The following is a 22,307-nucleotide window of genomic DNA, read 5'->3' as shown; positions in this document are numbered from 1 at the left end:
GGGACAGGAAGTGCCCGATCGGGGAGCGAGGTGGGCCCGCTTGGCGATCATGGAGTGGTGGTGCCGACTTTGGGGGTTCTACGGGCGTTCTGTTACCCACCACAACTCCATGATCGGCGAGGCAGCGGTGGTTGACGAACAGCCGTTCCACCTAACGCAACGGTGCTGTCCACGATGTAGTGGCATCTGATCGTCACGAGGCCACTGCCTCGTGGATAGAGCACGATCATGGCTGGTACCGACATGTCCACCCGTATCGCCGTACCAGGCTCGGGGTGGGTCGGACCGGCGGTGCCTTGCACTGGGAGCCGAGGAGTGTGCAGAGAAAGCGACCCGCCCCGGGTCGCGGCCCGGCCCGGAGACGGGCGTACGACCCGGCACGGGACCTATGGGGAGAGGAAGGTAGCGGCCGGGTCGGCGGGTCCAGGTCAGGAATCGGTCGGCTACGTTCACGGGCCTGCCGCTGTCGACTTGCGTGAGATGGTCTTCCGCCGCCTCCTTCAGCTTCGACAGCAGGGTCAGCAGGCCCGGCCGGTCGTCGGCGTACGCCGCGAGGGGCGCGAGCTTCGCTTCCCCGCAAGCCACGGGTGGGCGTCGATCCGGCAGAGCCAGGTGGGTGGTAGTGGCGTGTGTCGGCCGGGAACCAGGTCCGTCACGTCACCACGACCTTTCGCGAGACCGGTCTGCGCGGAGCCGGTCGACGGGGCGAGGGCTCCAGGAGTGTGGCTCCGGACGGCATCAGGAACAGGGTCCGTCGGCGGACCGCGTCGCCGGCGGCGTCCAGCTCGTACGCGTCGATCCACAACCAACCGTCGTACGTGTGCCAGTCGGTCAGCACCCGGATCACCCGGACCGTGATCGGGCGGATGAACTGCACGCTCGCGGCGCGCGTCAGCTGGAGCACGTCGCCGGGGCGGATCATGTGCGGGGTCACCGGGCTAGCTCCTGTTCCAGCCGGCGGCCCAGCGGTGCCAGGGGACGGCGTTCGCCAGCCGGCCGGGGCCCCGCCACGGTGGGATGAACGGCCCGATCGGGCCGGGCACCGACGGGCGTGCCGGCGGTGGGTCGTCCTCAGGCTTCCGGCGCGGCTCGGGCGGCGGTGAGCTGTCGGGCTCCGGTGTGTCCGGCATGGTGCTCCCCTTCGTCGTGGCGGGTGGAAGGGGGGCCGCCTCCTGCCCCTCAACAAGAGACGGCCCCCGCAGCAGACACGGCCGGCGGGTGTCCCCGCCAACCGGCGGCGTCGCTCTGGGATCTACCTTGCCGAGTGTTGTGGACCGAACACATGGCGTTGCGATATGAAGGCAGACGTTCGGAACGTCCGGCCGGAACGTGGGAGGGAGCGGGATGAATCTGGCAGTCAAAGAGGCCATGGCGCAGACCGGGGAGACCGCCGAGAGCCTGGCAGCTCAGGTCGGGGTCGACCCGAAGACCGCAGCGAGGTGGGCACGCCACGGGAGCATCCCGCAGACCCGGCATCGCGCCAAGGTCGCGGCGGTTCTGGGCCGCGACGTTCTGGACCTCTGGCCGGATGCGCTGAAGCGCCACGAGCCTGTCTGGTTTCGACGATGGGCGGACATCGAACGCGAGGCGGTGGCGCTGCGGGGGTTCGAACTCGCGTGGGTCCCGGGGCTCCTGCAAACGGAAGCGTACGCGCGGGCGACGCTGGCGCTGGCGACACACGCCCCCGACGAGGTCGACGAGCTGGTGACGGCGCGGATGCAGCGGCAGGAGATTCTGCCACCGGCCACAGCCTCCGCTCGTCGTCGCGGTGATCGATGAGGCGGCCCTCCGGCGGCGCGCAGGACGCGACGGCAAGCTGATGCGCGAGCAGTGTGAGCACATCGCGGGCTGCGCCGAACTGCCGTGCGTGCAGGTGCACGTCGTGCCGCTCGACACGCCGATCTATCTGGGCATGGGCGGTCCGTTCGTGCTGGCCGAGCTGCCGGACGGTGCGCGTCTGGCGCACCAGGACGGTCCGGCCAGCGCACACATCACCGACGACGCGGCAGAGATCGCTAGCCTTGAACGGAGGTGGGCTCGCATAGTCGGCGAGGCCCTACCTCGGTCGCAGTCTCTCGACCTCATCAGGAAAGCGGTGGCGACATGGACATGACCGGCGCGCGGTGGCGTAAGAGCACGAAGAGCGGGGACAACGGCGGAAATTGCGTCGAGGTCGCCGACAATCTGCCCGGCGTCGTCCTGGTACGGGACACGAAGGACCGTGACGGTGGGACGCTGGCGTTCGCGCCGGGTGCGTGGCGGGGGTTCGTGGACTTCGCGAGGACGTCCCGCTAATCAGGAATCTCAAGGCCTCCGGTCGGCTGGGGCCATCTCGTCGCCCGAGTGACGGGTGCTCCCTGGCGTGTCGTGGCCGGGCTGCTCGCCCCGGTCAGGGGCCGCCGACGCGACCGCCGCCCCGGCGCTGGGCGCGTCGGGGCGGCGGCGGAGTCGGGTCGGTCAGCGGGCGGTGGCCCCGGTCGGGGTCAGGTGCATCCGGCCGAGCAGCTGCCGGGCCTGGTCGGCCCGGGCGGCGTCCACGGTGACCGCGTACTGGCCGGCCCGTAGCGAACTGGCCGAGGTGAAGTCGCGCTGGCCGCCGGACATGGCGTGCGCCACCGCGCCGAACACGGCACCCCAGATCGCGCCGATCACCAGCCCGACCAGGATCACCGCGAGCCAGTTGCCGACGGTGAAGATGCCGAACAGCAGGCCGATGAAGAGGCCGAACCACGCGCCGGTGCCGGCGCCCAGCAGAGCGGCGCGTCCCGTGGTGAGCCGGCCGAGCACCGTCTCCACCAGGGTGAGATTGGTCCCGACGATCGCCGTGTGCTCCACCGGGAACCGGTTGTCCGCCAGGTAGTCCACCACCCGCTGCGCGGACGGATAGTCCGGGTATGCGCCGATCGTCACCGCGGGCGCACCGGCCTGCGGGCCGTACCCGTCCCCCGGGGGCGTCGCCGGCCGTCCGGCCGGACCGGACGGGAGGTTGTCGCCGCCCGGCATCCCGGGTCGCCAGGTGGCGGTCGGGTTCGATGCTCTGGTCATGGCATCCTCCTTCGTCAACGACCGGCGTTCCCGCACGTCCGCCGGCCTAACACCGGGTGGTGCGGCAATGCGGTCCGGCAGCGCCGGGCCGGGCCGGGAGAACCAGGCCTGACTCGGCCGGGCTGGGCCGGGAGAACCAGGCCCGGCCGAGGAATGCGGCACGCGGTGCCCGGGTAACCCGGCCCGTGGACAGCGGACGGATCAGTGAGCACGGCTTCCTGGCCGACGGGCGCAGTGCCGCGCTGGTGGACCGGCAGGGCTCGGTCAACTGGTGGTGCCCCGCCCGGTTCGACGGCCCCTCGGTGTTCGGGCGGATCCTCGACGACCGGGCCGGTCACTGGACGATCGCGCCCGAGGGCGACGACGTGCGGGTGACCCGCTCCTATCTGGACGACACGCTGGTGTTGCGTACCGTCTTCCACACCGGCACCGGGTCGGTGGCGGTCACCGACGCCCTGGCGCTGGAGCCGGGCGCGCGCGGGCACGACATCGGCCTGCGCTCGCCCCGGGTGCTCGCCCGATTGGTCGAAGGGCTCTCCGGCGAGGTGCCGGTGCGGGTCGAGTTCGCACCCCGGTTCGAGTACGGCAGGGTCACCGCGTACCTGAGGCGGGCCGCCGGGGTGGTCGACGCGCGGGCCGGCGCCTGCCGGCTCAGCCTGCGCTCCGACGTGCCGTTGGCCTGCCGACACGGCGACGCCGTCGGCCGGGCGACGGTCCGGGCCGGGGACACCCTGCGGTTCACCCTCGGGTACGCCCCGACCTACGGCGGCGGTGATCCGGCGCTGCCCGACGCCGACCGGGCGGTGGCCGACGCGGTGGCCGGTTGGCGCTCCTGGGCCGACCTGCACGACTACCGGGGCCACTACCGCGACGAGGTACGGCGCAGCGCGATGGTGGTGCAGGGCATGACCTACCAGCCCAGCGGCGCGGTCGTCGCGGCGGCGACCACCTCGCTACCGGAACAACTCGGTGGCCCCCGCAACTACGACTACCGGTTCGTCTGGGTCCGCGACTTCAGCCTCACCCTCCAGGCGCTGTGGCGGTCGGCCTGCCCCGACGAGGCCGACAGGCAGTTCTCCTGGGTGGCACGGGCGATGGGCCGGATCGACGACGGCCGGGTGCCGATCATGTACGGCGTCGAGGGGGAGCGGGACCTCACCGAACACACCCTCGACCACCTGCGCGGGTACGCCGACAGCCGGCCCGTGATCGTCGGCAACGACGCGTGGAGACAACGGCAGAACGACGTGCTCGGCGAGATCCTCGACGCCGCCTGGTTGATGCGGCACTACCTGGACCCGATGTCGCCCGACGTGCGGCATCTGCTGTGCGCCCTGGCCGACCAGGCCGTGCGGGCCTGGCACCTGCCGGATTCCGGGATGTGGGAGACCCGTGACGCCGAACGGCACTACGTGTCGTCGAAGGTCCAGTGCTGGACGGCGTTGGACCGGGCGGTGCGCTTCGGTCCCCGGCTCGGCGACCCGGCCGACATCGAGCGTTGGGCGCGGGCCCGCGACGAGGTCCGCGCGGCGGTGCTGGAGCGGGGCTGGAACGACCGGCTGGGCGCGTACACCGGGGCCTTCGACTCCGACCGGTTGGACGCCTCGGTGCTGCTCATGCCGCTTGTCGGCTTCCTGCCGGCAGACGACCCGAGGATGCGTTCCACCATCGAGGTGGTGGAACGGCGGCTGTCCCACGACGGTCTGCTACGCCGTTGGGACGGTGACCCGGCCGGCTTCGTGATCTGCTCGTTCTGGTTGGCCAGCTGCCTGGCCCTGGCCGGCGAGCAGGAGCGGGCCGCCCGGTTGTTCGAGCAGCTCGCCGGGCGGGTCAACGACCTCGGCCTCTACGCCGAGCAGATCGACCAGTTCACCGGTGAGCAGTTGGGCAACTTCCCGCAGGCCTTCTCGCACATCGGCCTGATCAACGCGGCCGGGTTGCTCACCGACGTCGCCAAGCGACGGCACGAGGTTTCGGCGGACCGGCCACACCTCGTGGCGACCGGCGCCGATGTCGTGGCGACGTCGACGCGAGCCGTGCCGACCGGCACGGCACCGACGGAGGGAGCACGCTGATGAGCGGACGACTGAACGGCCGGACCGCCCTGATCACCGGTTCGGACTCGGGCATCGGGCAGGCCACCGCGATCGAGTTCGGCCGGGAGGGTGCCGACGTGGTGGTGCACTACCTGGACGACCACGCGGGCGCGAACCACACCCGGGCCGAGATCGAGAAGGCCGGCCGGCGGGCCGTGGTGGTACAGGGCGACATCAGCGTCGAGCACCAGGTCGAGGCGATGTTCGACGAGGCGCTGGCGGAGTTCGGCGTGTTGGACGTGCTGATGAACGACGCGGGGGTCGACGCCTCCGGCATCGGTGTGGCCGACCTGGACACCGAGACCTGGGACCGGTGCATCCGTACCAACCTGTACGGGATGTTCTTCTGCGCCCGGCGGTTCGTGCGGCACCGCCGTGACCAGGGCGGCGGTGGGAAGATGATCAATATCACCTCGATCCATCAGGAGGTGGCCCGGGCCGGTGGCGCGGACTACGACGCGAGCAAGGGCGGCATGCTCGAACTGGCCAAGAGCCTCGCCCTGGAGGTCGCCCCGATGCGGATGAACGTCAACAACATCGGGCCCGGGATGGTGCTCACCCCGTTCAACCAGCAGGCCATCGACGACCCGAACTACCTGGCGGAGCAGGTGCAGAGCATCCCGTGGAAGCGGGCCGCCGAACCGGCCGAGATCGCCAAACTGGCTGTCTTCCTGGCCAGCGACGACGCCGACTACGTGACCGGGTCGACGTACTTCATGGACGGCGGCCTGATGCAGAATCAGGGCCAGGGCGCCTGAGCCGACCGGCCGCGCCCGGCCCCGCTCCCGGAAGGCCCGCCCGATGCGGCTGCTCATGATCGCGGACACCCACCTGCCCCGTCGCGCACTGCTCGTCTTCCGCCACTCGCACATCCCGTGGGACAGCGTCGCACCGGGCGGCCTACGCCTGCTCAACCCCGGCTCACCCACCGACCGGCGGGCCCAGCCGTATGCCACGTACCTGACCGCCGGGGCGGCGGCGGGACAGCTCGACCGGGTCGTGCTGCACCGCCTGCTGCCCCGCTGAGGTCACCGGCCCCGGCCGGTCTCCTCCTGCAAGTCGTCGATCCGCCGGGACGCCTCCGCCTTGGTCAGGTCGTCCGGCACCTCCTCGCCGGCCTCCCGGGCGAGGGTGTGCAGGTACGACTCCTGGGCGGCGGTCGGCGGCTCGTCGCCGGTCACCCACTGCTCCGGGTCCTTGATCGCCCCACGTGGGTCGGGCTGCTGGTCGTTGCGGTCGGTCATCAGGTCACCTCTCCTCGAACAGCCGTGCCAATACCCCGCCGGTCGGGTCGTCATGCCGGTCGAGGCGCATACGATCAACAGGTGGACTCGGGTGTGATCGTGGTGGGTGCCGGCATCGCCGGGGTGGCCTGCGCCGGTGAGCTGGTGCGGGCGGGCGTACGGGTGGGGATCCGGGAACGGGGTCGGGTGGCCGGGGGCCGGATGGCGAGCAGACGCTTCGACGGTCGCCCGGTCGACCTGGGTGCGGCGTACCTGACCGCGGACGACCCCGGCTTCGTCGAGGTGGTCCGCCGCTGGCAGGCCGCCGGGCTGGTGCGGGAGTGGACCGACACCTTCGTCGCGTACGGCCCGGACGGCCGGCGGGAGGTGCCCGGACCGGTCCGCTGGGCCGCGCCGCGCGGCCTGCGGTCCCTGGTCGAGGAGCTGGCCCGGGAGCTACCGGTGACCGTCGACCGGTGGGTGTCGGGCGTCGGGCCGGGCCCGGTGGTGGACGGCGCGCCCGCCGCCGCGGTGGCGCTCTGCACGCCGGGTCCGCAGGCCGCCCTGCTGCTCGACCCGGCGCTGACCGGTGTCACCCGGGCCGCCGAAGGACAGCGGTGGTCACCGGTGCTCACCGGGGTGCTGCGCTTCCCCGACCGGCGGTGGGTCGACTTCCGGGGTGCCTTCGTCAACGCGCATCCGGTGCTCGCCCTGGTCTGCGACGACGGCGACCGGCGTGGCGACGACGCCCCGGTGCTGGTCGCGCACACCACGCCGGAGTTCGCCGCCGGCCACCTGGCCCAGCCCAGCGCTGCCGGCCCGGCGATCGAGGAGGCCGTCCGTGACCTGCTCGGCCTGCCGGACCCGGCCGAGCTGACCCACGTACACCGGTGGACGTACGCCCGCCCGGTCGAGTCGGCTCCGGACGGGACGTTCTATCTGGACGACGACCTGGTGGGGCTGGCCGGGGACGCCTTCGGCAAACCCCGGGTCCAGAGTGCCTGGCGCTCCGGCCGGGACCTGGGCCGGGAACTCGCCCGCCGACTCACCGCCGGTCGCTGACCCCGCCGCCGCGCTCTGTCGCTGACGTGGCCGATGTCCGGCGTTGTCGGTGGCTGGCGGGGCGGACGTGGTCGGCGGCCGACGTGGTCGGTGGCTGACGCTGCCGGTGGCTGACGCTGCCGGTGGCTGACGCTGCCGGTCCCACCCGGCCGGGGCTCTGGTGCGGGATCCCCTTCAGCCCCGGGCGCCGTCCAGGGCCGGCTCGTCGCGTCGACCCTGCTCCGACGGGTCGGAGGTGCGTTCACCGGCCCGGTCCAGCAACTGCATCACCGGGGTCGCGGCCATCCCGTGCACCACCACCGAGACCACCACCACCAGGCCGACCGTCGCCCAGATCAGATCCGCCTGGGCGAAGTCCGCCTTGGTGGTGGCGTACGCCAGGTAGTAGAACGAGCCGACGCCCCGGATGCCGAACGACGAGATCACCCAGTGCTCGGCCGGTCGACCCGGCGCGCCACGCAGCGACAGCCAGCCGACCAGCGGTCGGATGACGAAGACCAGGGCCAGCCCGACGGTCGCCGCCTGCCAGGTGAGCGGGGCGAGCAGCCCGGTGATCACCGCGCCGCCGAAGAGCAGCAGCAGCAGGACGGTCAGCAGTCGCTCGGTCTGCTCGGCGAAGTCGTGCAGCACGGCGTGGAACTCGTGGGTCCGCTCGGCGGCCCGGATCGCCCGCGCGGCGACGAACACGGCCAGGAAACCGTACCCGCCGACCACCTCCACCAGCCCGTACGCCAGGAAGGTGGCGGCCAGTGCGAGGAAGCCCTCGGCGTGCCGGGCCAGCCGCAGCTCGCTCGGGGCGCGGAAGAAGAGCTTGCCGAGCAGCCAGCCGATCAGCAGGCCACCGCCGACGCCGACGGCCAGCTTGTAGAGCACGTCGACGGTGAACCACTCGGTGAACCAGCCCGACGGGGCCAGCCCGGCGGTGGCGATCGCGATTGCCGCGTAGACGAACGGGAAGGCCAGGCCGTCGTTGAGGCCGGCCTCGGAGGTCAGCGCGAAGCGCACCTCGTCCTCGGAGTCCTCGGCGTCGGTGGGTTCGCCCACCTGGACGTCCGAGGCGAGCACCGGATCGGTCGGGGCGAGGGCCGCGCCGAGCAGCAGTGCGGCGGCCGGCACCAGACCCGCCCACCACCAGCCGAGCAGCGCCACCGCCGCGATGCAGATCGGCATCGCGATGGCCAGCAACCGCCAGGTGGAGGACCATCGTTTCCAGCTCAACGGTCTGTCGATCTTCAACCCGGCACCCATCAGCGCCACGATCACGCCGATCTCGGTCAGGTGGGTGGCGACCTGCGGGTAGCGCAACGGGTCCGGGGCGGGCAGGCCGATGGGCAGGGCGAAGACCAGCATCCCCAGGCCGAGGAACGCTATCGGCATGGACAGCGGGCGACGTTCCAGCAGCCGGGGGAGTACCCCCGCCAGCAGCGCCCCCGCGCCCACCAGCGCGAACTCGACATCGACCAGTTCCACCCCGACCACCTCTCACCCCCGCCACGAATGTGAGCGGGGGTGGGACTGTGCCCCGTGGATGGCAGGGCTAAGCGTGGGTGTCCGGCTTGTCCCATGGTCGGTGGGAAGGTGGCGCCGATCCGGGGTCAGCCGGCGGGCAGCAGGATCTCGAACCAGACCGTCGAGCCGCGTACGGTCGGGTCGGTGCCCCAGGCGTCGGAGAGCTGTTCGATCAGCCCGAGGCCACGGCCGCGGCTGCTCAGCGTGTCGGTCTGGGCCCGGGTCACCGTGCCCCGGGTGCCGGAGTCGGCGACGGACACCAGCAGCCGTTCCGGGCTGAGATCGATCTCCACCCGGGCGGCGGTGCCGGCGTGCAGCAGCGCGTTGGTGGTCAGCTCGCTTGTGCACAGCACCGCCGCGCCGATCACCGCCTCGGGCACCTGCCACTCGCCCAGCTGCGCCGTCATCCAGTGGCGTACCCGGCTCGGCGCGGTCGGCTCGGCCGGCATCTCCATCCCGGCGGACCGGCTCGGCTTGAGCGCGTGCTCCACCGCCAGCACCGCCACGTCGTCCTCGGTGGCGCCGGGCACGGCGCCGGTGGCGACCGCGCAGAGCGCCCGGGGGTCACCGCTGGCGGCCCCGGTCACCGCCGCCGCCAGCCCGGCCAGGCCGGTGGTGAGGCTCTGCCGTCGCCGTTCGACCACCCCGTCGCTGTAGAGCAGCAGGGTGTCGCCGGGGGCGAAGGGCACGATGGCGGTCGGGGGCCGGCAGCCCAGCCCCAGGGGTGCCCCGGTCGGCAGTTCGACGAAGGTGGCGGTGGCGACGCCGTCCGGCCCACTACGCCGGATCAACGGCGGGGGGTGGCCGGCGCTGGCCATGGTGATCTCCCCCCGGTCGGCGTCGACCACCCCGAAGACCACCGTCACGAAGAGTTCATGGGTGCCGGTCTCGGTGCCCAGGCTCGCCACCAGCCGGTCCAGGCCGGCCAGGACCGCGTCCGGGCGCGGATCGGTAAGCGCCAGCGCCCGCAGGGCCGCGCGTACCTGCCCCATCCGGGCTGCGGCCTGCACGTCGTGTCCGGCGACGTCGCCGAGCACCACACCCAGGTCGCCGGAGGGCAGTAGGAAGGCGTCGTAGAAGTCACCACCGGCGGCGTTACCGTCGACACCCGGGTCGTACCGGGCGGCGATGCGCAGCCGGGGCAGCGCCGGCAACTGCTCCGGGAGCATGCTGCGTTGCAGCAGTTGGGCGGTGCCGTGCTGGGTCTCGAACCGGCGGGCCCGCTCCGCCGCCTGGCCGACCAGTTCGGCCGAGGCGGCCAGCAGCGCCCGTTCCGCCGCCGACCAGCCGTGCGGGGCCTGGTAGCCCACGGCCAGGCCACCCCGGATCACCGACGAGCGCAGCGGCACCGCGGCCAGCGAGCGGATCTTCTGGTCGTGCCGGTCGACCGCGATGTCCCGCAGCGGTTGGCCGTCCCCCGCGAAGAAGGGCACCCCGCTGCGGGCACCGACCACCACCGGAGCGGTGGTGTCCGCCGGGACCGGCCGCCACAGCGGGGGCAGCCGCTCGTCGGCCTCGTCGAGCAGTTCACCCCGGATCCGCCGGACCAGCCGCCAGGCGGGACCGTCGTCGACCGCGAAGGACACCTGGTCGGCGTCGAAGGAGTGCAGCGCGTAGCGCAGCGTCACCCGGGCCACGTCGTCCAGGGTGAGGGTGCCCGACAGGGCTGCGGCGAAATCGGACAGGCTCTGCAACTGCTGGGTGAGTTGAGTGGTCTGGGCGGCGACGGTGAGCACGCCGACGGTCCGGCCGGTGCTGTCGCGGACCGGGGAGTGGCCACGGGTGAAAACCGCGTGTTCACCGGTGGCGGCGGTGTGCTGGTGGATCGGGAGCACCGACTCCTTCTGGAGGAACGACTCGCCGTGCCGGTAGGCCCGTTCGATCACCTCACCGACACCGGGGGCGTGCCACAGGTCGGCGTAGACCTCGGGGGCCGGGCGGCCCATCGCGCCGGGGTGTCGGTCGCCGATCACCTCGGCGTACGCCTGGTTGTAGAGCAGGACGAAGTCGTCGCCGTAGTGCAGCGCCATCGGGACGGGACAGGACAGGATCACGTCGACCAGCACGCGGACCGCCACATCCCAGCCCTGCTGTGGGCCGAGCGGGGTGTCGGCCCACGGGTGGGCCCGTACGGCCGCCACCACCGGTGAGACCCCGGCCGGTCCCGGTACGGGGGCTGGTGACGTCGGGGCCCGCCCGACCGTGCCTGGCATGTCCGCAGCCTATCCGGCTCCGCCCCGGGCCGAACGGATCGTGTCCCGCGCAGCCGGGCCGGCGTCGTTGCCGAAGATGTTCGTGCAGGTCAGGGGCCTTTTCTAAAGACATGTCGGGAAAATCCGTACGGGTTCTGCGGCGTGCTGCCGCGGCGGACGGGTAACCGGGCGGCGCAGTCCATTGGACAGGGAGGGACATCATGCCGGAAACCCTTGCGGTCAGGCAGGTCGACATCGGTAGCGCCTTGACCGACATGTGGCGCTCGGTGCTGCTCTTCGTGCCGCGGGCCATCGCATTCATCGTCATCCTCGTGGTGGGCTGGCTCATCGCCCGCGCGGTACTCAAGATCGTGGACGCGGCGCTGGAACGGGTGGGCTTCGACCGGGCGGTCGAACGGGGCGGGATCAGACGCGCGTTGGAACGGACCAGGTACGACGCCAGTGACATCCTGGCCCGACTCGCGTACTACGCGGTGCTGCTGTTCACCCTGCAGTTCGCCTTCGGGGTGTGGGGGCCCAACGCGATCAGCGACCTCATCCGAGGGGTGGTGGCCTGGCTGCCGCGGGCGTTCATCGCGATCGTCATCGTGGTCGTCGCCGCCGCGATCGCCAACGCCGTCCGGGACCTGGTCTCCGGAGCGCTCGGCGGCCTGTCGTACGGCAAGGTGCTGGCCGACGTGACGGCCATCTTCATCCTGGCGCTCGGGGTGATCGCCGCACTGAACCAGGTCGGCATCGCCACCACGGTCACCACGCCGGTCCTGATCGCGGTGCTCGCCACCGTGGCCGGCATCCTGATCGTCGGCGTCGGCGGCGGTCTGGTGAAGCCGATGCAGTCCCGCTGGGACGGCTGGCTGGACCGGGCGGCCGAGGAGTCGCGGGCGGTCCAGGAGCACCGGCGGGCCCGTGCGGCCGGACAGGGCGACATGAACCGGCAGATGGCCGACCGGGGCGGCGAGCGGACGCAGGCCATGCCGCGCGTCGACGAGGCCCGGACGATGGCCGGCGGCCGGGGCACCTACCAGTCGGGAGCCCCCGGCGACGAGACCCAGCAGTTCGGCCGTCCGGGCAGCTGAGTCGGCACGTACCACCGGGAAGGGTGTCCGCGCGACGCGGGCGCCCTCCCGTCGGCGCTGCGCCAGGCGCGGTCCGGGCGGGCCAGGCCGGGGCGGGTCAGGCCGGGTCGAGGTGCCGGGGGTCGAGGGCGCGGGCCAGGACGCAGACCGCGAGTAGTCGGGTCAGCACCCAGTCCGGCGCGGCGAAGTCGACCGCGCCGGCGGGAAGCAGGCCGTAGGCGCCGGCCGTGTCGCGGACGCCCTCGGCATAGCCGGCCAGGGCCGCCGGGGTCAGCGGTCGACGGTCACCGTCGAGGCTGTCCCGGATCGCCGCGGCGTGCTGGTCGACCAGCGCGAGCAGGCCCGGCCGGGCCGCGGCGGCGGCGAGGCCGGGAGCGCCGACCGAGGCGGTGAGCAGGGCCAGGCGGGAGCGCGCCGCGCTCACGGCGGTCCCGGTCGCGACCTGGGGGTACGGCACTCGCATGAGGACCGAGGTTAACCACCGGGTAACCGGGGCGGAGTCGGCCGCTCGGCCGGTACCGGCACCCCCTCCGGCCGGTCGGACTCCGCCGCGCGGACCGACCCGGTCCCCGGCGGCCAGCGGGAGCACCGCGCGCACCCGCCGCCTCCCGGACCGAGGTGGGCATCGACGTGACGGACCGGCCCAACGGGGACGGCGACCCCGGGTGGGCCGGAACCGCCTGACAGAGCAACCCGTCCTGCTGCGGGGTATCGCCGCGCAGCAGGACGGTGGGATCGGTGCCGGCCGGCGGTCACCCGGGACGGCAGTGGCCCGGCTCAGGGGGTGAGCGACCCGAGCAGGAGGGTGCCGGTGCAGGGCAGTTGCCCGACGTTGCCGACGGTCAGGACGTACTGCCGTTGGCTGGTGCCGTCCGGCCAGCCGTAGTTGCCGGTGGCCCCGGGTGCCAACGTCCCGGTCGATCAGTCGTGGGTCGGGGTCAGCCAGGACAGCAGGATGGTGGCCGCGCAGGTGGCCGTGCCGCTGTTGCGGACCACGAAGTGGAAGCGCCGCTCGCCGCTCGGCTCCCGGGAGTACCAGCTCCGGCTGAGCTCGAACTGGCAGAGGGTCGTGGAGCTGGCCCCGGTCGGGGAGAAGCCGACCTGGTAGGCCGCGTCGAGCGGGTTGGCGTTGTTCCACACCCAGCCCTGGGTGGCACCGGCGGCGACCGGGCCGGTGGACCACACCACATCCACACCGTCGGTCGTCTCGTCACGGTCGGCGCTCCTCGGCGTGTGGCGGCGTGACCACAAGGTCGCACAGGCGCGGTCGGCGCGGCGGGGCCGATATCCGACAGTGCGTGACCGCCCCCGGGTCGCTCGCCGTCGCTACAGTCCAGATCCCGCCCGGAAGGAATCCCGTCGATGGCATCGTCCCGAACCGACCGCCGGTGGTGCGGCCTGCACCTCGCCGGCCTCCTCGTGGTGGCCCTCGCCGCGCCGCTGCCGCACCCCGGGGCGGCGGTCGCCGGCACCGCGCTCGGGGACGGCGACGTGCTGGTCGCCCGCACCGCGCAGGACTACACCTACCGCACCTACCAGCGGCGCTGGTCGGTGGTCGCCGTGCAGCCCGCCGCGACCGCCGACTGGGACCTGACCCTGCGGGACACCGCCGGCGTCACCCTGGCCACGAGCTGGTACGGCATCGGGCTGACCGACTTCGTGGTGGTCGACTCCACCGCCGGGCATCGACCCTTCGGCGGGTACACGGCAGTGGTCACCGCGTACACCGCCGGTCCCTACTGGGTGCAGCAGCGCACCGACACCGCGACGATCACCCTGCCGCCGGTGACCCACTCCGGCACCACCGGCGCCGCCGACCCCGACCTGGCCTTCTCCAGCCTTGTCGACCACGACGTGGTCGCCGTCGCCGACCTCTGGCTGGCGGCGGGAGAGTCGTTCTGGGCGAACACCACGACCGCCGCGTCGTCGCTGCTGCTGGCGGAGAGCGACCCCGCCGATGCGGCGACCTTCGTGCAGGGCCGGGCCACCGTGGCGGCCCGACAGCACACCCAGGTCCTCGACGGCTGCACGCGCTATACCGCGCAGCGCACCGGCTGGCACGCTCTGGTCCAGATCGGCGACCGGACGCCGAGCACGCACGTCCCGACCCAGGGCACCGGGTACGCCCTGCACCGGGTCGACCCGGCCCGCCCGCTCAGCTGCCCGCAGCGGGAGTTCCCCGGCCCGACCCCGTGACGGGCGGTGCCGGGCAGGTCAGTCGGCGGGTGTGGCGTCGGCCGGACGGCGACGGCTGGCGTCGTCGGCGATGATCACGGTGGCCACCATGAGCGCGACGCAGATGCTGAACAACCACGAGTCGTCGGAGGCGAACCTGGCGGCGACCGGGGCCTGGACGGCGGCGAGCAGGAAGCCGAGCCAAGCCAGGCGGCGCTGACGAGGGGTGAGGAAACCGGAACCCTGTTGCATCCGGAAAGTCTTGCGCGGTCGCCTCGGATTGCCGGCAGCCGAACGGCGGATTCTGGACGACCTGTCCGGTTTCCTGCCCGTCCGGGCGTTCCACTCTGCCGGTTCGGGGGAGGCGACAATCACGTCGACCCGTTCTCGCTGATGCGGCAGGATGAGCCTCCGTGTCCGTCGCCCCGCCGCGTTCCTCGCTGCTCCTGCTCGCCTACCTCGCCTTCGTCAGTCTCGGCCTGCCCGATGGACTGCTCGGCGTCGGCTGGCCCTCGATCAGCGCCGAGTTCGGCGTACCGACCGGAGCGGTCGGCCTGGTGCTCACCGCCGGCACGGTCGGGTACCTGACCTCCAGCGTGCTCGCCGGGTTCACCCTCGCCCGGCTCGGCGTGGGCCGGCTGCTGGCCGGCAGCACCCTGCTGGCGAGCCTGGCCCTGACCGGGTACGCCACCGCACCCGCGCTGACCGTGCTGATCTGCTGCGCGCTGGTCCTCGGCCTCGGCTCCGGTGCCATCGACTCGGGCCTCAACGCCTACGCCGCCGGAGCGTTCGGCCCCCGGCACATGAACTGGATGCACGCCTTCTTCGGCCTCGGCGTGGCGATCGGCCCACTGGTGATGACCGCGATGTTGAGCACCGGCGCGGGCTGGCGCTGGGGGTACGCGGTCACCGCCGCCGCCCAGCTCGCCCTGGCCACCGCGTTCGCGCTCACCGTCGGGGCGTGGCGGGACCGGGCAGGTACGGCAGCCCGGCCCGCGTCGGCCGCCGGCGACCCGTTGCCCGCCGCTGGGTCCGACCCGTTGCCTGCCGGGTCCGAGTCGCGGTCGGAGCGTGCTGTTCCGGTCGACGCGGGGTCGGTGCCGGGCCGGACCGGAGCGTCAGTGCCGACCGGGCCGGCGGTGGTGCGGGTCTCCGAGACGCTCCGGCTGCCCGCGGTCTGGTTCGGCGCGCTCGCCTTCGCCGTCTACGTGGCGATCGAGGTGTCCGCGGGGCTCTACGCGTTCCTGCTGCTCACCGAGGGCCGAGGGCTGCCCGCCGCCGTCGCCGGGGTGTGCGTGTCGACATACTGGGGCAGCCTCTTCGTCGGCCGGGTGGTGCAGGGGCTGGTGGCCGAGCGGCTCGGCACCGCCCGGGTGCTGCGGGGCAGCCTGCTGGGGATGGCGGCCGGTGCGGTGCTGATCGCGTTGCCGGCCCCGGGCGCGGTGACGGTGGCCGGTCTGGTGGTGCTCGGCTTCGCCGCCGCGCCGGTGTTCCCGCTGCTCACCCTGAGCACCGCGGAGCGGGTCGGCCGGCAGCACGCGGACCGGGTGATCGGCGTGCAGATCGGTGCCGCCGGGATCGGGGCGGCCCTCATCCCGGCCGGTCTCGGCGTGCTGCTCGGCGACATCTCCGTCCGGCTGCTCGGCCCGGCGTTGACGGTGCTGGCGGTGGCGCTACTGGTGGTGCACGCCGCCGCCGCCCGCCGTACCGCCCCGTCGCCCGCCGCCTGAACCGCCGCCGGGCGGGGCGGGGACGTCACATCGTGTCGGGGCCGGTACGTCCGGTCGTGGAGGGCCGGTAGGCGCGCTCGGTGTCGGTCATCTCCCGCCGTTCGGCCGCCGGGCCGGCGTCCCGGTCCACCGGTTCGGGACCGTGCCCGAAGGCGGCCTCCTCGCCCGCGTCGTTGCCGGTCGGGTCGTCGGCCTGCCCGTCGATTGTCGACCGGGCGATCGCCCGGTCCAACTCCTCAAGCGGTGTCTTCTGCTCGTCCCGCCAGACCCTGCCGTCGTTGTTGTCCGTCATCCCATCGCGGTACCCCGACCCGGTGGTCGCAAACGGCCAGGCACCGGGAGGAACCACCGGCCGCGAACCGCTGACGGCCGCCGGGGGAGCCGGCGGCCGTCGATGGTTCGTGGGGTGCGGGGTGGGGATCAGGGCTGGGGCCGGTCGACCGACCCGCGCCACGCCCCGGTCTCCTGACCGCGACGCTCGATGAACTGCTTGAACCGCTCCAGGTCGCCCTTGGTCCGACGGTCGACCACGCCCAGCTTGTCGCCGGCCTGCTCGACCACGCCGTGCGGTTCGAAGTCCATCTGGAGGGTCACCCGGGTGTTGCTCTCGTCGAGGCGGTGGAACGTCACCACGCCGGCCTGCTGGGTGCCGCCTGTCGACTTCCAGGCCACCCGCTCGTCGGGCAGCTGCTCGGTGATCTCGGCGTCGAACTCGCGCTTGACCCCGGCGATCTCCACGGTCCAGTGGGTCATCGTCTCCGACAGCTGCCGGACCTCCTGCACCCCCTCCATGAAGTGGGGGAACTCCTCGAACTGGGTCCACTGGTCGTAGGCGGTCCGTACCGGTACCGACACGTCCACATGCTCGATAACGCCGCTCATTGGAAGTCCTCCTCTGCCCGCTGGTGGTCGTCCGGATCGTGGGCCGATCCGGTCACCAGCGCGTCGTCTCGTTCCGGTGCCCGAGTGCGGCCCACACCTCGGAGATCGTCTGGTAACGCGTCTCCTCCGGCAGCCGCTCCAGGGCGGCCACCAGGTCGTCGGGCGCCTGGTTCTCCCGGGCGTTGGCGATCAACGCCAGCCGGTCGCCGGGCAGGGCCGTCATCGTGATGAACCGGCCCAACCGGCTGCGCGCCTCCACGTCCTCCGCACTCATCCCCTGCGGGGTGCCGGTGCGCAGGTCGCCCGCCGGGGCCGTGGTGGCACCCGGCTGGTCCTCGCCGGCCGGCTCCGCCTCGCGGAACTCCTCGACCCGTGAGCCGCCGGTGCCCGGCCCCTGGACGAGGCCGCTGACCTCCTGGCTCATCTGGTCGTCGACCCTCGGTGCGTGCTTGCTGCTGCCACGTTCCATGTCTGGTGTGCTACCCGCAGCCGTCCCGGGGAAACGCCGGACCGGACGTCGAACCCGGCAACCGGTCACGAACCGGCGGTGGCCTTCGGTGGCAGCGCCGGCTCACCCGGGTCCTCCTGGCCCGCCTGCAACCGGCGCCCCCGCTGCAACTCCGCGTTGATCTGCACCCCGAACATCAGCGCCGAGTTCGACAGGTAGAGCCAGACCAGGAAGGCGATCACCGCGCCCAGGCTGCCGTAGGTGACGTCGTACGAGCCGAAGTTGGCCACGTAGAGGCCGAAGCCGAAGGAGACGACGATCCAGGACAGCAGCGCCACCGCCCCGCCCGGGGTGAGCCAGCGGAACCGGGGCTGCCGGACGTTCGGCGCGATCCAGAACATCAGCGACAGCAGGGCCATCATGACCATCGCCAGCACCGGCCACTTCGCGACGCTCCACATCGTCCGGGCCAAACCACCCGCGCCGACCAGGTCGCCCACCGCGTCGGCCACCGGACCGCTGACGATCAGGCCCAGCGCCACCACCGCCAGCAGCAGCAGCGACAGCGCGGCCATGCCGATCTGCAACGGGCGCAGCCGGTAGAACGGGCGACCCTCCTCGACCCCGTAGATCGCGTTGGAGGCCCGGGTGAACGCGCCGATGTATCCGGACGCCGACCACAACGCGCCGAGCAGACCGAAGCTGAGCAGCACCTTCGTCCCGCTCTGCTGGTCGACCACCGTGCGGACCACCGAGACGAAGCCCTCGTTGCCGACCACCGAACCGGCCCCGATGTCTCGGGCCAGGTCCAGCACCGTGTCCACGGTCCGCTCGCCGTCCGAGACCAGACCGACCAGGGCCACCACCACGACGGTGGACGGGAACAGGGCGAGCACCCCGTAGTAGGTCAGCGCCGCCGCCCAGTCGGCGCAGTTGTCGTTGACGAAGCCCTGACCGCTGCGGACCAGCACCCCCCGCCAGGTCGACCAGCTCAGCTGACGTATCCGGCGGGGAATGCGTACCTGCGGCCCCTCACCGGTGACCACGGTCGGCTCCGTCGCTGCCATCCTCGGCTCCTCGTCCACCCGACGACCCGGCGGACCCGACGTCCGGCGCGCGTCTGGGCCGGGCGGTACCCGACGGTGGAAATCGACAAACCCGACGCCGGCGTTTGCCGGTGCGGGCGCCGGGAACCGTTCAGGCAGCCAGACAGTCGACGCGAAGGAGGACGAGATGCCCGGGCGCGAGGTACTGCCCAGCACGCTGCGACGCTCCCCGGAGAAGGCGCAGCGCACCTGGGAGAAGACGCACGACTCGGCGGTGGAGACCTACGGCGAGGGGGAGCGGGCGCACCGTGCCGCCTTCGCCGCCGTCAAGCACCAGTTCGAGAAGGTCGGCGACCACTGGGAGCCGAAGGGTCGCAAGGGGCCCAGCGACCGGCAGGCGGAGGGTGGCGGCCCCGGCCGGCGGGCTCCCACCGCCGGTGGGGTGGACGCCAACGCCACCAAGGACCACCTGATGCAGGTGGCGAAGAAGCTCGACGTACCGGGCCGCAGCCGGATGACCAAGCCGGAACTGGTCAAGGCGATCGAGAAGGCCAACGACCGGGCCACCCGCAGGGCCCGCGGCGACTGACTGACTGCGGGGTACGCGCCACGCGGGGCCGCCCCGACCGGGGCGGCCCCGGCTCACCAGTGGCCGCCGCCCGGCGCCTCCAGGTGGACCGCCTTGACCGTGCTGAACTCGTCAAGCAGCTCCGGGCCGTACCCGAAGCCCTGGCCGCTGCCCCGGCGTGGCTGCGCGGCACCGCCCGGCGCGCCCCCGAACACCGCGTTGACCTTCACGGTGCCCACCGGCAGCTCCCGCCAGGCCCGCTGGGCATGACTCATCGACCCGGTCAGCACCGTCGCGGCCAGCCCGTACGGAGAGTCGGCGGCGCACCGCAGCGCCTCGCTGAACGAGTCCACCGTCACCACGGCGGCCACCGGCCCGAACGTCTCCTCGCGGACCACTGTCATCTCGTGCCGGCAGTCGGTGACCACCGTCGCCGGATAGAACGCCCCCGGCCCGTCCGGCAGCACCCCACCGGCGCGCAGCGTCGCCCCCTGCGCCACCGCCGCGGTCACCTGGCCGTGCACGTGGTCGCGGTGCCGTCGGTCGACCAGCGGCCCGAGTTCGGTGCCCGGGTCGCGCCCCGGGCCGACCACCAGGGCGGTGGCCCGCTCCACCAGCGCGTCGACGAAGTCCTCGGCGACGTCCCGGTGCGCGTAGATCCGCTCCACCGCCACGCAGAGCTGCCCGGCGTTGGCGAACGCCCCGATGGCCGCCTGGTCGGCGGCCCAGCGCGGATCCACCCCGGCGTCCACCACGAGCGGGTCGCTGCCGCCGTTCTCCAGCAGCGCCTTGGCTCCGGTGCGGGCGCAGGCCGCCGCGATCGCCCGGCCGGTCGTGGTGGCACCGACGTGCGCGACAACGTCCACCGGCTGGGCGGCCAGCGCCGCGCCCACCTCGGCGCCCCCGGTCAGCAGGGACAGCACCCCGGCGGGGAACACCCCGTCGAACAGCCGGGCCAGCAGCCAACCGGTGACCGGGGTGCGCTCGCTGGGCTTGTACAGCACCACGTTGCCGGTGACCAGGGCGGCACCGAGCAGACCGCAGGAGACCGCCACCGGGTCGTTCCACGGGGTGATCGCGGCGACCACCCCACGCGGCTGCGGCGTCATGAAGTCGATCGCGTCACCGCCGCCGTGCAGCGTCCGGCCGCCCCGCAGCGGTCCCAGCTCGGCGTACTGGCGCAGGGTGCCGACGCCGGCCGCCACCCCGCCCCGGGCGTCGGCAAGCGGCTTGCCCATCTCCGCCGTCGTCGCGGCGGCCAGTTCGTCGGCCTCCGCCGCGACCGCGTCCGCCGCCTCGTGCAGCAACTGCGCCCGCTGCGCGGCCGGCGTCGCCGCCCACCCGGCGACCACCTCCCGTGCCGCCCCGACCGCCTTGGCCACCTCGTCGGCCGTCGCCACCGGCACGGTGCCGACCGGGGAGCCGTCGGCCGGGTCGTGCACCGTCAGCTCACCGCCCTCGCCGCCCGCGCCCCACACCCCACCGATCAACTGCTCCACCCGGTACATGCGGCGGGATGCCCGGCTCCCGGCGGAGCAAACACGTTTCGCCCGGTTGCCGGCGGGGTAGCCGGATCCGATGATCTCGCCCGGCACGGACACCGCGGACGCCGTCGTCATCGGCGCCGGACACAACGGCCTGGTGGCCGCCAACCTGCTCGCCGACGCCGGCTGGGACGTGGTGGTGTTGGAGGCGACCGCCGCGCCCGGTGGGGCGGTCCGCTCCGCCGAGGTCACCGCCCCCGGCTACCTCAGCGACCTCTACAGCTCCTTCTACCCCCTCGGGTACGCCTCTCCGGTGCTCGGCGGCCTCGACCTGCCCCGGTACGGCCTGAACTGGACACACGCCCCGGACGTGCTGGCGCACCTGCTGCCCGACGGTCGGGCCGCCGTGATCAACCGGGACCTCGACACCACCGCCGCCTCGCTGGAGAGGTTCGCCCCCGGCGACGGAGAGCGCTGGCGGCACGCGTACGCCGACTGGGCGCAGGTGTCCGGGCCGATGCTCGACGCCATCACCACCCCGTTCCCCCCGGTACGCGGCGGGCTGGGGCTGCTGCGTCGACTGCGTGTCGGCGGTGCGCTACGGCTGGCCCGTCGGCTGGTCCTGCCGGTCCGCAAGCTCGGTGCCGAGCTGTTCGCCGGCGAGGGCGGCCCGGCGCTGCTGGCCGGCTGCGCCCTGCACACCGACCTGTCCCCCGAGGAGGCCGGCTCCGGCGTGTACGGCTGGCTGCTGGCCATGCTGGGCCAGGAGGTCGGCTGGCCGGTGCCGGTCGGTGGCGCCCAGCGGATCACCGACGCGCTCGTCGCCCGGCTCACCGAGCGGGGCGGCCGGATCTCCTACCGGGCGGAGGTCGACCGGGTGCTCACCGCCCGGGGCCGGGCGATGGGGGTACGCACCGTCGGCGGGGCCACCTGGCGGGCCCGCCGGGCGGTGCTCGCCGACGTGCCCGCCCCCGCCCTCTACCTGGACCTGGTCGGCGCCGCCCAGCTGCCACCCCGACTGGTGGAGGACCTGGCCCACTTCCGCTGGGACGGCTCCACCCTCAAGGTCGACTGGGCGCTCTCCACCCCGGTGCCGTGGACCGACCCGGCGTTGGCCGGCGCCGGCACCGTGCACCTGGGTGCCGACCTCGACGGGCTCACCACCTACTCCGCCGAACTGGCCCGGGGCGAGATCCCGGCGAAGCCGTTCCTGCTCGCCGGGCAGATGACCACCGCCGATCCGACGCACTCGCCGGCCGGCACCGAGTCGATGTGGTCGTACACCCACCTGCCGTTCCGGCGGCACTGGCGGGCCGAGGACATCGCCCGGCAGGTGGACCGGATGGAGGACGTGCTGGAGGCGGCCGCCCCGGGGTTCCGCAGCCGGATCGTCGGCCGGCACGTCGCCGGGCCGGCCGAGCTGGAGCAGGGCGACCCGAGCCTGGTCGGCGGGGCGCTGGGCGGTGGCACCGCCGCGGCGTACCAACAGCTGTTCCTGCGCCCGATCCCCGGCCTGGGCCGGGCCGACACCCCGGTCGACCGGCTCTACCTGGCCAGTGCCTCGGCGCACCCCGGCGGCGGGGTGCACGGCGCACCCGGCGCGAACGCCGCCCGGGCGGCCCTGGCCCGCGACCGCGCCGTCACCGGTGGTCTGTACGCCGGCATGATCGACGCCGCGCACCGGACGCTCTACCGCTGACGCCGTGTCCCCGGTGCGGCACCCCACGGCTGTCGCCGTCCACCACAGTCG

General features: G+C 73.3%; 22 protein-coding genes and 3 pseudogenes. 11 read left to right on the top strand and 14 right to left on the bottom strand.

The genetic code is table 11. The features are described 5' to 3' along the window. Positions 1 to 652 precede the first annotated feature (652 nt). The gene (locus AC0AIB_RS21600) at positions 653 to 922 is read right to left on the bottom strand and encodes a hypothetical protein (RefSeq protein WP_328348848.1); all 270 of its coding nucleotides are present in this window, start codon (positions 920 to 922) and stop codon (positions 653 to 655) included. 422 nt (positions 923 to 1,344) lie between these two features. Here AC0AIB_RS21600 and AC0AIB_RS21595 point away from each other — a divergent pair. Continuing rightward, positions 1,345 to 2,113 (top strand): annotated as a pseudogene (locus AC0AIB_RS21595) (DUF5753 domain-containing protein). Further along, entirely contained in the window at positions 2,104 to 2,295 is a 192-nt protein-coding gene (locus AC0AIB_RS21590) for a DUF397 domain-containing protein (RefSeq protein ID WP_328348594.1), read from the top strand. Before AC0AIB_RS21595 ends, AC0AIB_RS21590 begins: the two are co-directional and overlap by 10 nt. A gap of 162 nt (positions 2,296 to 2,457) precedes the next feature. Here AC0AIB_RS21590 and AC0AIB_RS21585 read toward each other — a convergent pair whose 3' ends face one another. Then, positions 2,458 to 3,045, bottom strand: a complete 588-nt coding sequence (locus AC0AIB_RS21585) for a YflT domain-containing protein (protein ID WP_465097349.1) — start codon at positions 3,043 to 3,045, stop codon at positions 2,458 to 2,460. A gap of 185 nt (positions 3,046 to 3,230) precedes the next feature. Between AC0AIB_RS21585 and AC0AIB_RS21580 the strand changes: the two are divergent. From AC0AIB_RS21580 to AC0AIB_RS21570, 3 genes and pseudogenes are all read left to right on the top strand, one after another. Further along, positions 3,231 to 4,994: pseudogene (locus AC0AIB_RS21580) on the top strand (glycoside hydrolase family 15 protein); the annotation flags it as partial. 125 nt (positions 4,995 to 5,119) lie between these two features. Continuing rightward, a complete protein-coding gene (locus tag AC0AIB_RS21575) occupies positions 5,120 to 5,899 on the top strand; it encodes an SDR family oxidoreductase (protein WP_328348592.1) in 780 nt (259 codons plus the stop codon). An 88-nt stretch (positions 5,900 to 5,987) separates the two neighbouring features. Continuing rightward, positions 5,988 to 6,167, top strand: a pseudogene (locus AC0AIB_RS21570) (YfcE family phosphodiesterase); the annotation flags it as partial. A gap of 2 nt (positions 6,168 to 6,169) precedes the next feature. Here AC0AIB_RS21570 and AC0AIB_RS21565 read toward each other — a convergent pair. Continuing rightward, on the bottom strand, positions 6,170 to 6,385 hold the full coding sequence (locus AC0AIB_RS21565) for a DUF3072 domain-containing protein (protein WP_328348591.1): 216 nt from the start codon (positions 6,383 to 6,385) through the stop codon (positions 6,170 to 6,172). A 93-nt stretch (positions 6,386 to 6,478) separates the two neighbouring features. Here AC0AIB_RS21565 and AC0AIB_RS21560 point away from each other — a divergent pair, with 93 nt between their 5' ends. Further along, on the top strand, positions 6,479 to 7,426 hold the full coding sequence (locus tag AC0AIB_RS21560) for an NAD(P)/FAD-dependent oxidoreductase (RefSeq protein WP_328348847.1): 948 nt from the start codon (positions 6,479 to 6,481) through the stop codon (positions 7,424 to 7,426). Between the two features lie 174 nt (positions 7,427 to 7,600). Here the strand turns inward: AC0AIB_RS21560 and AC0AIB_RS21555 are convergent, their stop codons facing one another. Both AC0AIB_RS21555 and AC0AIB_RS21550 read right to left on the bottom strand, forming a co-directional pair. Then, positions 7,601 to 8,896, bottom strand: coding sequence for a cation:proton antiporter (locus AC0AIB_RS21555; RefSeq protein ID WP_328348590.1), 1,296 nt, complete (start codon positions 8,894 to 8,896; stop codon positions 7,601 to 7,603). Positions 8,897 to 9,021: 125 nt separating this feature from the next. Beyond that, on the bottom strand, positions 9,022 to 11,148 hold the full coding sequence (locus tag AC0AIB_RS21550) for an ATP-binding SpoIIE family protein phosphatase (RefSeq protein WP_328348589.1): 2,127 nt from the start codon (positions 11,146 to 11,148) through the stop codon (positions 9,022 to 9,024). A gap of 200 nt (positions 11,149 to 11,348) precedes the next feature. On the opposite strand from AC0AIB_RS21550, the gene AC0AIB_RS21545 reads away from it, so the two are divergent. Continuing rightward, the gene (locus AC0AIB_RS21545) at positions 11,349 to 12,224 is read left to right on the top strand and encodes a mechanosensitive ion channel family protein (RefSeq protein WP_328348588.1); all 876 of its coding nucleotides are present in this window, start codon (positions 11,349 to 11,351) and stop codon (positions 12,222 to 12,224) included. 97 nt (positions 12,225 to 12,321) lie between these two features. Here AC0AIB_RS21545 and AC0AIB_RS21540 read toward each other — a convergent pair whose 3' ends face one another. The 3 genes from AC0AIB_RS21540 to AC0AIB_RS21530 all read right to left on the bottom strand — a co-directional run bounded on the left by AC0AIB_RS21540 (position 12,322) and on the right by AC0AIB_RS21530 (position 13,412). Then, complete coding sequence (locus tag AC0AIB_RS21540) at positions 12,322 to 12,687, bottom strand: DUF6401 family natural product biosynthesis protein (protein ID WP_328348587.1); 366 nt, start codon at positions 12,685 to 12,687, stop codon at positions 12,322 to 12,324. Positions 12,688 to 13,001: 314 nt separating this feature from the next. Then, on the bottom strand, positions 13,002 to 13,133 hold the full coding sequence (locus AC0AIB_RS21535; RefSeq protein ID WP_328348586.1) for a hypothetical protein: 132 nt from the start codon (positions 13,131 to 13,133) through the stop codon (positions 13,002 to 13,004). Between the two features lie 12 nt (positions 13,134 to 13,145). Next, on the bottom strand, positions 13,146 to 13,412 hold the full coding sequence (locus tag AC0AIB_RS21530) for a hypothetical protein (protein WP_328348585.1): 267 nt from the start codon (positions 13,410 to 13,412) through the stop codon (positions 13,146 to 13,148). 174 nt (positions 13,413 to 13,586) lie between these two features. On the opposite strand from AC0AIB_RS21530, the gene AC0AIB_RS21525 reads away from it, so the two are divergent. Then, positions 13,587 to 14,420 (top strand): hypothetical protein, encoded by an 834-nt coding sequence (locus tag AC0AIB_RS21525; RefSeq protein ID WP_465097348.1) that lies wholly within the window; start codon positions 13,587 to 13,589, stop codon positions 14,418 to 14,420. A gap of 18 nt (positions 14,421 to 14,438) precedes the next feature. On the opposite strand, the gene AC0AIB_RS21520 is transcribed toward AC0AIB_RS21525, so the two are convergent. Continuing rightward, a complete protein-coding gene (locus AC0AIB_RS21520) occupies positions 14,439 to 14,651 on the bottom strand; it encodes a hypothetical protein (protein WP_328348583.1) in 213 nt (70 codons plus the stop codon). Between the two features lie 161 nt (positions 14,652 to 14,812). On the opposite strand from AC0AIB_RS21520, the gene AC0AIB_RS21515 reads away from it, so the two are divergent. Then, a complete protein-coding gene (locus AC0AIB_RS21515) occupies positions 14,813 to 16,129 on the top strand; it encodes an MFS transporter (RefSeq protein ID WP_465097347.1) in 1,317 nt (438 codons plus the stop codon). 25 nt (positions 16,130 to 16,154) lie between these two features. Here the strand turns inward: AC0AIB_RS21515 and AC0AIB_RS21510 are convergent, their stop codons facing one another. The 4 genes from AC0AIB_RS21510 to AC0AIB_RS21495 all read right to left on the bottom strand — a co-directional run bounded on the left by AC0AIB_RS21510 (position 16,155) and on the right by AC0AIB_RS21495 (position 18,526). Then, positions 16,155 to 16,421 carry a hypothetical protein gene (locus tag AC0AIB_RS21510; RefSeq protein WP_328348581.1) on the bottom strand — a complete coding sequence of 89 codons (267 nt, stop codon included), beginning with the start codon at positions 16,419 to 16,421 and terminating at the stop codon, positions 16,155 to 16,157. A gap of 128 nt (positions 16,422 to 16,549) precedes the next feature. Then, positions 16,550 to 17,011: an SRPBCC family protein gene (locus AC0AIB_RS21505; protein ID WP_328348580.1), complete on the bottom strand. Its 462-nt coding sequence runs from the start codon at positions 17,009 to 17,011 to the stop codon at positions 16,550 to 16,552. 52 nt (positions 17,012 to 17,063) lie between these two features. Then, entirely contained in the window at positions 17,064 to 17,480 is a 417-nt protein-coding gene (locus tag AC0AIB_RS21500; protein WP_328348579.1) for a DUF2795 domain-containing protein, read from the bottom strand. Positions 17,481 to 17,545: 65 nt separating this feature from the next. After that, a complete protein-coding gene (locus tag AC0AIB_RS21495) occupies positions 17,546 to 18,526 on the bottom strand; it encodes a YihY/virulence factor BrkB family protein (RefSeq protein WP_328348578.1) in 981 nt (326 codons plus the stop codon). Between the two features lie 166 nt (positions 18,527 to 18,692). Between AC0AIB_RS21495 and AC0AIB_RS21490 the strand changes: the two genes are divergently transcribed. Continuing rightward, positions 18,693 to 19,094, top strand: a complete 402-nt coding sequence (locus AC0AIB_RS21490; RefSeq protein WP_328348577.1) for a ChaB family protein — start codon at positions 18,693 to 18,695, stop codon at positions 19,092 to 19,094. Positions 19,095 to 19,147: 53 nt separating this feature from the next. Here the strand turns inward: AC0AIB_RS21490 and AC0AIB_RS21485 are convergent, their stop codons facing one another. Continuing rightward, positions 19,148 to 20,581 (bottom strand): aldehyde dehydrogenase family protein, encoded by a 1,434-nt coding sequence (locus AC0AIB_RS21485; protein WP_328348576.1) that lies wholly within the window; start codon positions 20,579 to 20,581, stop codon positions 19,148 to 19,150. A gap of 70 nt (positions 20,582 to 20,651) precedes the next feature. On the opposite strand from AC0AIB_RS21485, the gene AC0AIB_RS21480 reads away from it, so the two are divergent. Then, positions 20,652 to 22,256: a phytoene desaturase family protein gene (locus tag AC0AIB_RS21480; protein ID WP_328348575.1), complete on the top strand. Its 1,605-nt coding sequence runs from the start codon at positions 20,652 to 20,654 to the stop codon at positions 22,254 to 22,256. Positions 22,257 to 22,307 lie beyond the last annotated feature (51 nt).

The organism is Micromonospora sp. DSM 43699 (genome assembly GCF_055517075.1).
This window is presented reverse-complemented; position numbering and strand designations above follow the sequence as displayed.